Consider the following 14,709-nt stretch of genomic DNA (forward strand, 5'->3'; position numbering starts at 1 on the left):
ACTGGTCAGCTGGTGCGGTCCGGGTCCGCGCGCCAGGAGGCGGACCGCCGGGCCCTCCGCCCTCCGCCCCTCGTCCCGGAAAGGACCTCCCGTGGCCCCCTACCGCAACCAGCGCGCCGCCGCGCTGCCGGCCCGCCTGTCCCGCTCGTGGCTGCTCACCTCCGCCGCCGACCCGTCCGCCTTCCCGACGGCGCTCGCGTCCGAGGCCGACTCGGTCGTCTTCGACATCGAGGACGCGATCCCGGCCGACGGCAAGGACCAGGCCCGGCGCAACGTCGTGGAGGCCCTGGAGGCCGGCGCGAGCGCCTGGGTGCGGATCAACGACATCACCACGCCGTACTGGGAGCAGGACCTGGCCGCGCTGAGCCGGGTGGGACGCCTGCGGGGGATCATGCTCGCCAAGACGGAGCACCCCGACCACATCACCAAGGCCGCCATGATGGCGCCCGCCGGCACGCCGGTGGTGGCGCTGATCGAGTCCGCGGTGGGCATCATGAACGCCAACGACATCGCGCGCGCGCCGGGCGTGTTCCGGCTCGCGTTCGGGGTCGGCGACTTCCGCCGGGACACCGGCGTCAGCGCGGACCCGATGGCCCTGGCCTTCGCGCGCTCGAGCCTCGTGGTGGCCTCGCGCGTGGGCGAGCTGCCCGGCCCCATCGACGGGCCGACCCTCGGCGCCTCCGGGGAGGAGCTCGCGCAGGCGTGCGCCGTGACCCAGTCGATGGGCATGACGGGCAAGCTGTGCCTGGACCCGGAGCAGACGGACGGGATCAACCGCAACCTCGCCCCGAGCGAGCAGGAGATCACCTGGGCGCGCGAGCTCATCACGCAGCACGACTCCGGGCACGTCGTGGGCGACGGCAGCTACCTGCCCCGCCTGGCCCGGGCGCGCAAGGTCTCCGAGCTGGCCCAGACCTACGGCATCTGGAACCGCTGAGCCGGCCGGGCGGGACGCCGGGCCGGCGTCCCGCTCAGCCCAGCCAGCGGGCCACGAGCGACCGGAACGCCGGGTCCGTCAGCGACACCACCCGGTGGTGTGCGGGCACGGGGTCCCCGTCCGGGACCGAGGGCACGGCCACGACCACCAGCCCCGCCGCCACGGCCGAGGTCGCACCCACCACGGAGTCCTCCACGGCCAGCGCCTCCGCCGGGGCGAAGCCCAGCCGCCGCACGGCCTCGGCGTAGATGTCCGGGGCCGGTTTGCCGCGCGCCACGTCCTCCGAGGAGACCCACGTGGCGAGGTGCGGGGCGAAGCCCGCCTGCTCCAGCTTCACCCCGAGGATCGTGCGCGTGGAGTTGCTGGCCACGGCCACCGGCAGCCGCTCCGCGAACTCCCGCACGGTCTCCAGCGCCCCCGGCAGGGGGACGATCTGCCCGGTCAGGGTCTGCTCCTCGGTGCGCAGCACGTCGGCGTGGACCAGGGCACGATCGGCGCCGGCGGCGTCCGCGATCGCCGTGGCCACGTCCGCCGCGGACCAGCCCATCATGGCGCGCTCCATCGCGTCGGTGTACGCCAGCCCGTGGCGCTGCGCCACGGCGCGCTGGACGCGGGCCCAGTTGGCCTCCGTGTCCATCAGGATCCCGTCGCAGTCGAAGACCACGCACGCCGGCGACCAGTCCGCGGCGGGCGCGGGCGGCCCGGGCTGGGCCGGGGACGGCGAGGTGGTCGGGTGCGGGGAAGTCGTCATGGTCCCATCGTGCCTCACCGGGACCGGGCCGTCGCCGGGATGTGAGGAGGACAACGGCCCGGAATAAGCGCCCCGACCCGGGGTGTTGCCGCCAGCGGACCCCTTCGTGCCCCTCCCCGACGGAAGAAGCCGCCCTTGCCCACCCCGCCCCGCGTCCCGCTGTCCGCCCTCGACCTCGTGCCCCTGTCCGAGGGGCGCACCACCGCGGACGCCCTCCGGGAGGCCGTGGACCTCGCCCGCCGGCTCGACGCGTCCGGCTACCGGCGCCTGTGGTACGCCGAGCACCACAACACGGAGGCGTTCGCCTCCTCCGCCACGGCGGTGCTGATCGGCCAGGCCCTGGCCGCCACCGACCGCATCCAGGTGGGCTCGGGCGGGATCATGCTCCCCAACCACGTCCCGCTGACCGTGGCCGAGGCCTTCGGCACGCTCGCCAACCTCTACCCGGGCCGGGTGGAGCTGGGCCTGGGCCGGGCGCCGGGCACCGACATGCGCACCGCGCTCGAGCTGCGGCGCGGGCACGCCGGCCACGACACCTTCGAGTCCGACGTCCGCCGGCTGGTGCGGCTGTTCGGCGGCCAGGAGCAGGAGGTCGTGCGGGCGCCCGTGGCCCGGGGCACGGGAGTGCCCCTGTGGATCCTCGGCTCCTCCACGGGCGGCGCCGAGGTCGCCGCCCGGCTCGGCCTGCCCTACGCGTTCGCCTCGCACTTCGCCCCCGCCATGATCATGGACGCGATCGCCCTCTACCGGCAGCGCTTCGACGCGGACGCCCCGACCGCCACGGTGGAGCGCCCGTACGTGGTGGTCGCGGCGAACGTCCTGGCCGCGGACACCGACGAGGAGGCGCGCCGGCAGTTCAGCACCCACCAGCTGCTCGTGCGCGGGATCGCCCGCAACGACCGGCGCCCGCTGCAGCCGCCCACCGGGCGCGTGGAGCTGACCGCGGCGGAGGCGAGCATGGTCGAGGAGCACCTGGCCGTCTCAGCGGTCGGCACGCCCGACCGGGTCGTCGCCGACCTCGAGCAGATCGTCGAGATCACCCGCGCCGACGAGCTGATGCTCAACAGCTATGCTCACGACCCCGAGGTGCGCGCCCGCTCCTACGAGCTGGTGGCCCGCGCCTGGTAGGCGCCTGCGCGACAGCCCGCACCGCACCCCCACGACGTTCCGCACGACCCGTCCCACGACAGGAGCACCCCATGACCACGTTCCCCGCCCTCGAGGCCGTCTCCGCCGACTCCGGCTTCCGCCGCACCACGATCGAGCGCCGCCCGGTCGGCGCCCACGACGTCGAGATCGAGATCGACTACGCCGGGATCTGCCACTCCGACATCCACACCGTGCGCGACGAGTGGGGCGGCGCCCGGTACCCCGTCACCCCCGGCCACGAGATCGTGGGCCGCGTGCGCGCGGTGGGGGAGCAGGTCACCGGCTTCACGGCCGGTGACACCGTCGGCGTCGGCTGCTTCGTCGACTCCTGCGGGCGCTGCGAGCAGTGCACCCAGGGCCTCGAGCAGTTCTGCGCCGAGGGCGTCGTGGCCACCTACAACACCGCGCTGCCCGACGGGAGCGCCACGCGCGGCGGCTACAGCGCGGGCATCGTCGTCGACGAGCGCTTCGTGCTGCGCGTGCCCGAGGCCCTGGACCCCGCGAAGGCCGCCCCGCTGCTGTGCGCCGGGATCACGACCTACGCCCCGCTCAAGCGCTGGGGCGCCGGCCCCGGGAGCAAGGTCGCGGTCGTGGGCATGGGCGGGCTGGGCCACGTGGCGGTGAAGATCGCCGCGGCCATGGGCGCCGAGGTCACCGTCCTGAGCCAGAGCCTGTCCAAGCAGGAGGACGGGCTCGCCTTCGGGGCCACCGACTACTTCGCCACGAAGGACCCGGAGACGTTCGAGCGCAACCGGGGCCGCTTCGACCTGATCATCAACACCGTCTCCGCGGACCTGCCCATCGAGGACTACCTGTCCCTGCTGCGGGTCAACGGCGTGCTGTGCTCCGTGGGACTGCCCACCGAGCCGTACAGCGTCCGCCCCGGCGCGCTCATCGCCCCGCAGCGCGTGCTCACCGGGTCGATGGTCGGCGGCATCCCCGAGCACCGGGAGATGCTCGAGTTCTGCGCCGAGCACGGCGTCGAGGCGGAGATCGAGCTGATCGGCGCCGACGAGGTCGACGCCGCCTACGACCGGGTGGTCGCCTCGGACGTGCGGTACCGCTTCGTCGTCGACGTCGCCCGCACCCTGGCGTAGCGGCCGGGATCATCAGCACCCTGCGACTCGGGGCGGGCTCTGGCTAGAGTGGTCCCCATGGCCGACACCACCAGCACTGCCGACCCCCTGCACCGGCTCGCCGAGGCGTACCGGGTCTCCACGACCTACTCCGGGTTCGACGGCCAGGAGCGAGAGGTCCCGGCCGCCACCCTGCGCGCCGTCCTCGACGCCCTGGGCGCCGACGCCGGCGACGACGACGCCGTCGAGGCCTGCCTGGCCCGGCGGGAGCTGGCGCCGTGGCGGCGGGTGCTGCCGCCCGTCGTCGTCGCCGTCGAGGGCGCCCGCACCCGCTTCGCTGTCCACGTCCCGCACGGCTCGGCCGTGCACGTCTCCCTCGTGGGGGAGGACGGGACCCGGACCACGGCCGCGCAGACGGACAGCTGGCGCTCCCCGCGCGACGTCGACGGCGTGCTCACCGGGGAGGTCACCTTCGAGGTCCCCGAGAACCTCGGCCCGGGCTGGTACGAGGTCCGGGCCGAGTGCCCCGACGTCGACGGCGGGCAGGCCGTCACCACGCCGCTGGCGGTGACCCCGCGCCGGCTCTCCACCACCGACCGGCTGCACGGCCGGCGCCGCTGGGGCTACATGGCGCAGATCTACTCGGTGACCTCGGGGCGCTCCTGGGGGGTGGGGGACGTCTCGGACCTGGCGAGCCTCGCGGCCGTCTCCGGGGAGCAGGGCGCGGACTACCTGCTGGTCAACCCGCTGCACGCCGCCGAGCCCGCCCCGCCGGTGGAGCCCTCGCCGTACCTGCCCACCAGCCGCCGCTTCTTCAACCCTCTCTACCTGCGCATCGCCGAGGTCCCCGAGTACGCTTACCTGCGCCCGGCCGACCTCGAGGTGGTCAACACGCTCGCGGCCATCCAGCGCCGGGAGAACCTCGACACCAGCACCATCGACCGGGACAAGGCGTACGCCGCCAAGCTGAAGAGCCTCGAGCTGCTGTTCACGGTCCGCCGCTCCCCGCACCGCCAGCAGCAGCTGCGCCGGTTCGTGGCCGAGGGCGGGCAGGGCCTGCAGGACTTCGGCCTGTGGTGCGCGCTGCGGGAGGAGCTCGGCGAGGACGCCCCCGAGTGGGACGACGTCGCCGCCGCCCCGGACTCCCCCTACGCGGCAGAGGCGCGGACCCGGCTGTCCCACCGGGTCGACTTCTACGTGTGGATGCAGTGGCTGCTCGACGAGCAGCTCGAGTCCGCCCAGCGCGCCGCCCACCTGGCCGGGATGGACATCGGCGTGATCCACGACCTCGCGGTCGGGGTGCACAAGCAGGGCGCCGACGCGTGGACGCTGCAGGACGTGCTGGCCTCCGGGGTCAGCGTGGGCGCGCCCGCGGACATGTACAACCAGAAGGGCCAGGACTGGTCCCAGCCCCCGTGGCACCCCGAGCGCCTCGCCGAGGCCGGCTACCTGCCCTGGCGGGACATGCTGCGCACCATCTTCCGGCACGCCGGCGGCATCCGGGTGGACCACGTCCTCGGCCTGTTCCGGCTGTGGTGGATCCCGGAGGGCCAGCAGGCCTCCGAGGGCGCCTACGTCTACTACGACCACGAGGCGATGGTGGGCATCCTGGCGCTCGAGGCCGAGCTCGCCGGGGCCGTGGTGGTCGGCGAGGACCTGGGCACCCTGGAGCCGTGGGTGCGGGAGTACCTCGCCGAGCGCGGCGTGCTCGGGACCTCGATCCTGTGGTTCGAGACGGACGGCGACGAGCCCCTGCCGCCGGCGCGGTACCGGGAGCTGAGCATGGCCTCCGTCAGCACCCACGACTTCCCGCCCACCGCGGGCTTCCTCCAGGGGGTGCAGGTGGACGTGCGCGAGCAGCTCGGTCTGCTGGCCCGCCCGGTGGAGGAGGAGCGCGCCGAGGCCCGGAAGCAGCTGGACACGTTCTTCGCCGCCGTGGCCGCGGACGGGCTCCTGCCCGAGGGCGGGGCCACGGGCGAGCAGGCCCGGGTCGAGGCGCTGCACCGCTGGCTGGGCCAGGCGCCGGCGCTGCTGTTCAACGTCTCCCTCGTGGACGCGGTCGGCGAGCGGCGGATGCAGAACCAGCCCGGCACCGGCGACGAGTACCCCAACTGGCGGATCCCCCTGGCCGACGGGGCGGGCAACCCCGTCCTGATCGAGACGCTGCCGGAGAACGCGCGGGCCAACTCGCTGGTCCGCGCGATCAACGAGGCCCTCGGCACCCGTCCGCGCTTCCAGGGCGTGGGGGAGCCGGCGCAGCCGCAGCACACCGACCGCACGGCGCCCTGAGCCCGGGCCGCCCCGCACCCCCCCCGAACGGAGCACACCGCATGACGGAGCCGACGGCGTCCCGCCCTGCCCCTGTCCCGCCCTCCCGGCCCATCCGGTACGTGGCCCTGGGCGACTCGATGACCGAGGGCGTGGGCGACCCCGACCCCGCCCGCCCCAACGGCGTGCGCGGCTGGGCGGACCTCGTGGCCGAGCAGCTGACGGCCGCCCACCCGGACACCCGCTACGCGAACCTCGCGGTCCGCGGACGCCTGCTGCGCGGGATCGTCGAGGGGCAGCTGGACGCGTGCCTGGCCCTGGAGCCGACCCTGGTGAGCCTCTACGCCGGCGGGAACGACATGCTCCGCCCGCGGGCGGACGTGGACGCCCTCATGGAGGTCTACGAGCAGGCGGTCGCCCGGCTGCGCGCCTCCGGCGCCGAGGTGGTGCTGTTCACGGCCTTCGACCCCGGCCGGGACGCGCCCACGTCCTGGACCCGTCCCCGGCAGGCCCTGTACAACGAGCACGTCCGCGAGATCGCCGACCGGCACGGGTGCCGGGTGCTCGACTACTGGCGGATGCGCACGCTGCAGGACTGGCGCTACTGGGCGGTGGACCGGCTGCACATGTCCGCCGCCGGGCACACCTACGTGGCCGCCCGGATGCTCGAGCTGCTCGGCGTCGCGCACGCGCTGGAGCTGCCGCCCACGGAGCAGCTGCCCGTCACCGCCAGCCCGGGTGTGCTCAAGGAGGACCTGTACTGGGCCCGCGAGTACCTGCTGCCCTGGATCGGGCGCCGGCTGCGGGGCACCTCCTCCGGGGACACGGTCGCCGCCCGGCACCCCGGGTGGACGACCCTGTTCCCGCGGGACGTGGTCCCCGCCGGGCCCGCCCCCCGCGGCGCCGCCGGTTTGCGGGGGTCCGGGGAGCCGGTAGACTGGCCAGAAGCTGGTCACGCCTGACGTCAGGTTGCGGGGAAGTCCGTACGGGCCTAGACTTCAAGGCTGTCGTGGGGTGGAGTCCACCGTCCGGCACCTTGATCTTCACCGTCTTCATCGTGGCGAGGCCTTCGCCGGTTCCGACCGCGGGTCTCACGAGAGGGCCCGGTTGGCGAACGGTGGCAATTCTGAAGGTGACGGGACGCTCGCGGCCGCAGGTGAGTGATCATCCTGCGGCTCCCACTGCGTGCCGTCATTTCGTCAACATTGGAGGAGAACACTATGGCAGCGCACTGCCAGGTGACCGGAGCTCAGCCGGGCTTTGGGCACAGCATTTCGCACTCGCACCGCCGTACCAAGCGCCGGTTCGACCCGAACATCCAGAAGAAGCGTTACTGGGTGCCGTCCTTGCGGCGCAGCGTGACGCTCAACGTCAGCGCCAAGGGCATCAAGGTCATCGACGCCCGCGGCATCGACGCTGTCGTGACCGACATGATCGCACGTGGGGAGAAGATCTAGCATGGCCAAGGACAAGGACGTTCGTCCCATCATCAAGCTGAAGTCCACCGCCGGCACCGGTTTCACCTACGTGACCCGCAAGAACCGCCGCAACGACCCGGACCGCATGGTGCTCAAGAAGTACGACCCGGTCGTCCGCAAGCACGTCGATTTCCGCGAGGAGCGCTGAATCCATGGCCAAGAAGTCCAAGATCGCCAAGAACGAGCAGCGCAAGGTCGTCGTCGAGCGCTACGCCGCGAAGCGTGCCGAGCTGAAGAAGACCCTGGTCGACGAGAACGCCACCGACGAGGCCCGCGAGGCCGCTCGCCTGGGCCTGCAGAAGCTGCCCCGCGACGCCTCCCCGGTCCGCCTGCGCAACCGCGACCAGATCGACGGGCGCCCCCGCGGCACCATCCAGAAGTTCGGCATCTCCCGCGTCCGTTTCCGCGAGATGGCGCACCGTGGCGAGCTGCCCGGCATCTCGAAGTCCAGCTGGTAATTTCTGACGCAGGAGCGCGACCGGTTCCCGGCGCGCGCTTCCCCACGACCCCAAGTCCAGGAGGACATGAACATGGCTAAGAACCGCAGTGAACTCGTCGCCGAGGTCGCCGAGAAGGCCGGCACCACCAACGCCGCCGTCAACGGGGTGCTGGACGCGCTGTTCCAGGTCTTCGAGGAGTCCGTCTCCGCCGGTGAGAAGATCACCATCCCGGGCTGGCTGGCCGTCGAGCGCACCGACCGCGCCGCGCGCACGGGCCGCAACCCGCAGACCGGTGAGACCATCGAGATCCCGGCCGGCCACGGCGTCAAGCTGACCGCTGGTTCCAAGCTCAAGGCGGCCGTGTCCAAGAAGTAGGGACACCCGCGGGTCCGTCCTGGACCTTCTCCATGGCTTCGTCCGAAGGGGCGGCCCCCACCGGGGCCGCCCCTTCGCCGTGCCGGGGACCCGGTGCGCGGGCGCGGTCCTCCTCGTGCCCGGCGCCCGGTCCGCGCGAGATCGTTCCGGCGTGCTGCCCGGACGCCCGGCCGGGGCGGCTCGGCCTCTCCGCCGCGCCGGAGGGCCGTGGTCCGGTCGGGGTCGTGACTGCAGGGCGCCCGGGCCCGGCCCACCGCGACTGGCCCGGCCCTCGCGGTGCCGCGCATAATGGGAGCACCGAGCCGACCGGCCGGCGATCCGAGGGGAGGGGGCGCGTGAGCCCACGTGCACGCCGTCTCGCCCGCGGCTGGGCCGGTGCGGCCCTCGCCACCTCGGCGGCCGCGGTCTCCCACACCGTCGCGGGCGGACAGCCCCCGCCGCCGCTGCTCGTGCTCCTGTCCCTGGCGCTGTCCGGGCCGCTGTGCATGGCGCTGGCGGGCCGGGCGCTGTCCCGGTCCGCGCTGGCGCTGAGCGTGCTGCTCAGCCAGTCCCTGTTCCACGCCCTGTTCGCCGCGTCGGGCACCGTCAGCGCCGCTCCGGGCGCCTCCCACCACGGGGCGGCCGGGGGCGGACCCGTCTTCGTGCTGCAGGCCGGCCCCCATCCGGAGCACGGCGGGTCCGTCATGCTCACGGCCCACCTGCTGGCCGCGCTCGCCGGCTACGCCCTCACGCGCCACGGAGAGGTCGCGGCCGTGGTCCTCCTGGAGGCGCTGCGGCTGCGGGTCCGGCGGCTGTGGCGGTCCCTGTCCTCCCCGGTGGTCGCCCGCCGTCCGCGCGCGGTGCGGCCGGGGCGCCCGCACGCGCTCACCGACCAGTCCCTGCTGCGCCCCGTGCGCTCCCACCGCGGTCCGCCCCGGCCTCGGCGCCGGCTCCTGCTCCCGGCCGGACCCGCCCCGCTGCCCGTCGGCTGATCCGGCCGGTGCCGCGGCGGGGTCCCGGAACCGGCCCGCGGCGGGACGAGCGGCGCCCCCGTGCACGCCGCCGGCCGTCCCGGTCCGCGGACCGTGCCGACGGCACACACCGACGCCCCGCACCGACAGCCGACCGATGCCCTGCCCGGGCCCCTCGAGGAGAGACCACCCATGCGCACCGCACGACACACCGCACGACCCAGCACACGAGGCGCCGCGGCGCTGCTGGCGGCGGGCGCCGTCACCGTCCTGACCGCCCTGCCCGCCTCCGCCCACGACGAGCTCACCGGCGTGAGCCCGGAACCCGGCGCCACCCTGACGACCGCCCCCGAGGAGCTCGAGCTGACCTTCTCCGGGCAGGTGATGGACATCGGCCACCAGGTGCAGGTCACCGACTCCGAGGGCCGCTCCGTGACGGACGGACCGCTCGAGACCGAGGGGAACCGGATCGTCCAGCCCCTGACCGACCCCGGCGCGGAGGACCAGACCTACCAGGTCGTCTGGCGCGTCGTCTCCAGCGACGGGCACCCGATCGAGGGCACCTTCGCCTACGAGGTCGGCGCCGGGTCGGAGCCGTCCCCCGGCGTGACGCCCACCGCCGAGGTCCCCGAGCCGCCGGCCGAGGACGCCGCGGCCCAGGCCTCGACCGGGGACACCCCGCTCTGGCTGGTCGCCGTTGCCGGAGCGGCGGTCGCCCTGGCCGTGCTCGGCGCCGTGAGCGTCGTCTCCCGGCGGCGCCGCGGGGACTGACCGGGCCGCCGGGCATCAGCGGGGCAGGGTCCCCGGCCCGGTGGCGGAGCCGGCAGGATCCCGGACCGGGCCGTGGAGCCGCCAGAACTCCTGGGCCGGCGGTCGGGCTGGTTCCCCGAGCCGGCCGGAGCCCTGCGACGGCCGCCGAACCGGGCTCGGCGCCGGGCCGGCACAGCACGGGCCCGGCGCCCGGACGGGGCCGCCGGACCGGCGCCCGGGCGCTGCCCCCGGGTCCGGGCGGATTTGCGCCGCGGGGGACAATGGACGGAGCCGCCCCTATGGGGGACGCGGAAGAAGGAGACGCACCATGAGCACGAGGACGGCCGAGCGCGCCGACCACGGCACCGCCGCGCCGGCGGGCGGACGCGGGGTGGATCCCTGGCTGCTCGCGGCCGTGCCCGTCGTGGCCCTCACGGCACTCGTCGTGGCGATGGCCTGGACCGGGTCGGGCGCCGCCCGGCTGGCCGCCGATCCCGGGGCGCTGGTGCGCTGGGGCCTGCCCGCCGCCGAGCTGGTGCACAACAGCGCCCTGGTCGTGGTGATCGGCGCGCTGCTGTTCGCCGTCGGGATCGTGCCCAGCACCCGGCGCGCCGGCCGCGCCCGGACGGACACGGACGGCGGGGACGCGGCACCGGAGCACCCGCTGTTCACGACGACGCTGCGCCTGGCCGAGGCCGCGGCCGCGGTGTGGACCGTGGCGGCCCTGGCCGTGCTCGTGCTGTCCTACTCCGACGTCGCGGGCGTGCCCGTGGGCGGGGACGGCACCTACACCCAGCAGCTGCTGCACTACGCCACGGACATCCCCACGGGCCAGGCGCAGACGGCGATCGTCGTGGCGGCGGCCGTGGTGACCACCCTCGTGTTCGGGATCCGGGCGCGGCTCGGGCTGCTGCTCACCCTGGCCCTGTCCTGCACGGCACTCGTGGCGATGGCCCTCAACGGCCACTCCGCGGGCGGCAACGACCACATGGGTGCCGTCAACTCCCTGGGCCTGCACCTGCTCGGGGTGTGCCTGTGGACCGGCGGCCTGGTGGTGCTCGCCTGGCTCTCGCCGCAGCTGAGCGCCCCGGACGCCGGCACCGGCACGCTGCCGGAGGGCGCCGCCCGCGGCCGGACGGTGGCCGGCCCCCGGGACCGGGCACCGATCGCGGCCGTGGTGCTGCGCCGCTTCTCCGCGGTCGCGTTCGGCGCCTTCTTCCTGGTGTTCCTCTCCGGAACCGTCAACGCCGCGGTGCGGATCGGGTCCTGGGACCAGCTCACGAGCGGCTACGGGGCCCTGGTGCTCGTCAAGGCCGCCCTCACGCTCGCCCTGGGCGCCGCGGGGCTGGCCCACCGCCGGTGGCTGGTGCCCGCGCTGGAGGCCGGCCGGCTCACGGCCCGCCGCGCGGTGTGGCAGCTGGTGCTCGGGGAGCTGCTGCTCATGGGCGCCGTCATGGGGGTCGCGGTGGCCCTGTCCCGGACGGCTCCGCCGGTGCCCGAGGAGCTGGCCCCGGACGCCTCCCCGGCCCTGATCCTCACCTGGTACGAGCTGCCGCCGGAGCCCACCGCCGCCTCCTGGTTCACCACGTGGCGCGTCGACTGGCTGTGGCTGGCCGTGTGCCTGTTCCTCGCCCTCGTCTACCTCTGGGCGTTCGTGCGGGTGCGCCGCCGCCGGGACTCCTGGTCGGTGCTGCGCACCCTGTCCTGGCTGACCGGCCTCCTCGCCCTGTTCTACGTCACCTCCGGCGGGGTCGCCGTCTACGGCCGGGTGCTGTTCTCGGCGCACATGGTCGAGCACATGGCCCTGACCATGGTGGTGCCGATCTTCCTGGTCCTGGGCTCCCCGGTCTCGCTGCTGCTCAAGGCCCTGGAACCCCGCCGTGACGGCACCCGCGGGCCCCGCGAGTGGATCCTGCGCCTCGTGCACTCCACGTTCGGCCGGATCGTGACCCATCCGATCTTCGCCGCCGTGAACTTCGCCGCCTCGATCGTGGTCTTCTACTTCACCCCGGTCTTCCACTTCACGCTGCACTACCACGTGGGCCACGTGTTCATGGTCACGCACTTCCTGATCACCGGGTACCTGTTCATGCTCGTGCTCATCGGCAGCGACCCGATCCCGTACCGTCCCGGCTACATGATGCGCCTCATCCTGCTGCTCGCCACGATGGTCTACCACGCCTTCGTCGGGGTGGCCCTGATGGGCTCGGACACCCTGCTGCAGGCCTCCTGGTTCGGCAACACCGGGCGGGACTGGGGCCGGTCGGCCATCGAGGACCAGCAGTTCGGCGGGGCCCTCATGTGGGGGATCGGGGAGTTCCCCACCGTCGTCGTCGCCGTCGTCGTCGCCGTCCTGTGGGCGCTGGCCGGCAGCAAGGAGAACCGCCGCGTGGACCGCCAGGCGGACCGCACCGACGACGCCGAGCTCAAGGCCTACAACGACATGATGGCCCGGCTCGCGGAGCGCGACGACCGCGCCGCCCGCCGCTGAGCCCCGCCCCATCGCACCCACCCGAAAGGACCCCACCTCCATGCGCCTCACCTCCCGCGTCCGCGCCTCTGAACTGCAGGGCCGCGCCTGGCTCAACACCGGCGGCCAGGACCTGGACCTCGCCGCCCTGCGCGGCAAGGTCGTGATCCTGGACTTCTGGTCCTTCTGCTGCATCAACTGCCTGCACGTGCTCGACGAGCTGCGGCCCCTCGAGGAGCGCTTCTCCGACGTCCTCGTCACCGTGGGGGTGCACTCCCCGAAGTTCGAGCACGAGGCCGACCCCGAGGCGCTGGCCGCGGCCGTGGACCGCTACGAGGTCCACCACCCGGTGCTCGACGACCCCGAGCTCACCACCTGGGACGCCTACACCGCCCGGGCCTGGCCGACCCTCGTGGTGGTGGACCCCGAGGGCTACATCGTGGCGCACCTGTCCGGGGAGGGCCACGTGCAGGGACTGGTCTCCCTGGTGGAGGAGCTCGTGGCCGAGCACGAGGCCCGCGGCACCCTGCACCGCGGCGACGGCCCCTACGTCCCGCGCCCCGCGCCCGAGGGCGACCTCCGCTTCCCCGGCAAGGTGCTCCCGCTGCCGGACGGCTCCTTCCTCGTCTCGGACACCGGCCACCACCGCCTCGTCCAGCTCGGCAACGACCTGGAGACCGTCCAGCGCGTGATCGGCGCCGGGCAGAAGGGCCACGAGGACGGGGACGCGGCGACGGCCCGCTTCACCGAGCCCCAGGGCCTGACCCTGCTGCCCGAGGACGTCCGCGCCGCAGTCGGCTACGACGTGGTCGTCGCCGACTCCGTGAACCACCGGCTGCGCGGCGTGGACCTGGCCACGGGCACGGTCCGCACGGTCGCCGGCAGCGGCGTCCAGCGGCTCCTCGACGAGGAGCGTGCCCGGGGTGCGGAGCCCAACGCCGTGCCCGCGGGCGCGGATCCGCTGACCGTGGCGCTGTCCTCCCCCTGGGACGTCGTGTGGTCCACCCGGGCCGGCCGGCTGCTGGTGGCCATGGCCGGCACCCACCAGCTGTTCTCCTTCGACCCGCGCAGCGGGCAGCTCGCCGTGCTCGCCGGCACCGGGGACGAGGGCCTCAAGGACGGGCCTGCCGCGGAGGCGTGGTTCGCCCAGTCCTCCGGGCTCGCGGAGGACCACCTCGGCAACGTGTGGATCGCCGACTCGGAGACCTCGGCGCTGCGCGTGCTCCGCTTCGACGACGACGGCGCCGTGGCGGTCGAGACCGCCGTGGGCGAGGGGCTGTTCGACTTCGGCTTCCGCGACGGCGACGCCGGGCAGGCGCGGCTGCAGCACTGCCTCGGGGTGGCCCAGCTGCCCGACGGCTCCGTGGCCGTGGCCGACACCTACAACGGGGCCGTGCGCCACTACGACCCGCGGACCGGGCAGGTGGCCACCCTGGCGCGCGGACTCGCGGAGCCCTCGGACGTGCTGCTCGACGTCTCGGGCGGGGAGCCGCTGCTCGTGGTCGTCGAGGCCAACGCGCACCGCCTGGTCCGCGTGCCGATCCCCGCCGCCGCCCAGCGCGTGGACGAGGGGGCCTCGCAGACCCAGCGGGCCCGCACGAAGCTGGCCCCGGGCGCACTCACGATCGACGTGCGCTTCGCGGCGCCGACGGGTCAGAAGCTCGACGACCGCTGGGGCGACCCCACGCAGCTGAAGATCTCCTCCTCCCCGGAGGGGGCGCTCGCGGCGGGCGCCGGCACGGCGCAGGGCCTGCGCCGAGAGCTCGTGCTCGCGGACGGGGTCACCGAGGGCGTCCTGCACCTGACCGCGCGCGCCGCGGCCTGCGACGGCGAGCCCGGCGGGGAGATCCCCGACCACGCGGCCTGCCACCTGTACCAGCAGGACTGGGGGATCCCGTTCGTGCTGGACACCGAGGGGGAGACCGAGCTCGTCCTGGACCTGCGCGGGGTCAACTGAGCCTGCCCGGCGGCGGGCCGCCGTTCCGGGACGTCCTCCTCGGGGGTCCCGGGACGGCCCCGGGGCTCCCGCTGGGCGGCCTGCCGCTCGGGGGCCGGCCGCCCCGGA

14 protein-coding genes are annotated in these 14,709 nt (G+C 74.6%); 13 read left to right on the top strand and 1 reads right to left on the bottom strand.

Going from position 1 to position 14,709, the window contains the following annotated elements; all coding sequences use genetic code 11:
- Positions 1-91 precede the first annotated feature (91 nt).
- Positions 92-937: a CoA ester lyase gene (locus tag BJF77_RS18935; protein WP_075873137.1), complete on the top strand. Its 846-nt coding sequence runs from the start codon at positions 92-94 to the stop codon at positions 935-937.
- Between the two features lie 34 nt (positions 938-971).
- Here BJF77_RS18935 and BJF77_RS18940 read toward each other — a convergent pair whose 3' ends face one another.
- On the bottom strand, positions 972-1,688 hold the full coding sequence (locus BJF77_RS18940) for an HAD family phosphatase (protein WP_075873138.1): 717 nt from the start codon (positions 1,686-1,688) through the stop codon (positions 972-974).
- A gap of 135 nt (positions 1,689-1,823) precedes the next feature.
- On the opposite strand from BJF77_RS18940, the gene BJF77_RS18945 reads away from it, so the two are divergent.
- The 12 genes from BJF77_RS18945 to BJF77_RS19000 all read left to right on the top strand — a co-directional run bounded on the left by BJF77_RS18945 (position 1,824) and on the right by BJF77_RS19000 (position 14,601).
- Entirely contained in the window at positions 1,824-2,816 is a 993-nt protein-coding gene (locus BJF77_RS18945) for an LLM class flavin-dependent oxidoreductase (RefSeq protein ID WP_075873139.1), read from the top strand.
- A 71-nt stretch (positions 2,817-2,887) separates the two neighbouring features.
- Complete coding sequence (locus BJF77_RS18950) at positions 2,888-3,934, top strand: NAD(P)-dependent alcohol dehydrogenase (protein WP_075873140.1); 1,047 nt, start codon at positions 2,888-2,890, stop codon at positions 3,932-3,934.
- Positions 3,935-3,991: 57 nt separating this feature from the next.
- Positions 3,992-6,202, top strand: coding sequence for a 4-alpha-glucanotransferase (gene malQ, locus BJF77_RS18955; RefSeq protein WP_047804471.1), 2,211 nt, complete (start codon positions 3,992-3,994; stop codon positions 6,200-6,202).
- A 41-nt stretch (positions 6,203-6,243) separates the two neighbouring features.
- Entirely contained in the window at positions 6,244-7,143 is a 900-nt protein-coding gene (locus BJF77_RS18960) for an SGNH/GDSL hydrolase family protein (RefSeq protein WP_075873141.1), read from the top strand.
- Positions 7,144-7,401: 258 nt separating this feature from the next.
- Complete coding sequence (rpmB, locus tag BJF77_RS18965) at positions 7,402-7,638, top strand: 50S ribosomal protein L28 (RefSeq protein WP_047804470.1); 237 nt, start codon at positions 7,402-7,404, stop codon at positions 7,636-7,638.
- A 1-nt stretch (position 7,639) separates the two neighbouring features.
- On the top strand, positions 7,640-7,807 hold the full coding sequence (rpmG, locus tag BJF77_RS18970) for a 50S ribosomal protein L33 (RefSeq protein ID WP_017832642.1): 168 nt from the start codon (positions 7,640-7,642) through the stop codon (positions 7,805-7,807).
- A gap of 4 nt (positions 7,808-7,811) precedes the next feature.
- Complete coding sequence (gene rpsN / locus BJF77_RS18975) at positions 7,812-8,117, top strand: 30S ribosomal protein S14 (protein ID WP_047804469.1); 306 nt, start codon at positions 7,812-7,814, stop codon at positions 8,115-8,117.
- 72 nt (positions 8,118-8,189) lie between these two features.
- The gene (locus BJF77_RS18980) at positions 8,190-8,474 is read left to right on the top strand and encodes an HU family DNA-binding protein (RefSeq protein WP_047804493.1); all 285 of its coding nucleotides are present in this window, start codon (positions 8,190-8,192) and stop codon (positions 8,472-8,474) included.
- Positions 8,475-8,809: 335 nt separating this feature from the next.
- Positions 8,810-9,445: a hypothetical protein gene (locus BJF77_RS18985; RefSeq protein ID WP_075873142.1), complete on the top strand. Its 636-nt coding sequence runs from the start codon at positions 8,810-8,812 to the stop codon at positions 9,443-9,445.
- A 171-nt stretch (positions 9,446-9,616) separates the two neighbouring features.
- Positions 9,617-10,195 (top strand): copper resistance CopC family protein, encoded by a 579-nt coding sequence (locus BJF77_RS18990; protein ID WP_047804467.1) that lies wholly within the window; start codon positions 9,617-9,619, stop codon positions 10,193-10,195.
- A gap of 307 nt (positions 10,196-10,502) precedes the next feature.
- Positions 10,503-12,665, top strand: a complete 2,163-nt coding sequence (locus tag BJF77_RS18995) for a cytochrome c oxidase assembly protein (protein ID WP_075873143.1) — start codon at positions 10,503-10,505, stop codon at positions 12,663-12,665.
- Between the two features lie 40 nt (positions 12,666-12,705).
- Entirely contained in the window at positions 12,706-14,601 is a 1,896-nt protein-coding gene (locus tag BJF77_RS19000) for an NHL domain-containing thioredoxin family protein (RefSeq protein WP_047804465.1), read from the top strand.
- Positions 14,602-14,709 lie beyond the last annotated feature (108 nt).

The sequence above is a fragment of the Kocuria sp. CNJ-770 genome (genome assembly GCF_001942375.1).
Taxonomy (GTDB): Bacteria; Actinomycetota; Actinomycetes; order Actinomycetales; family Micrococcaceae; genus Kocuria; species Kocuria oceani.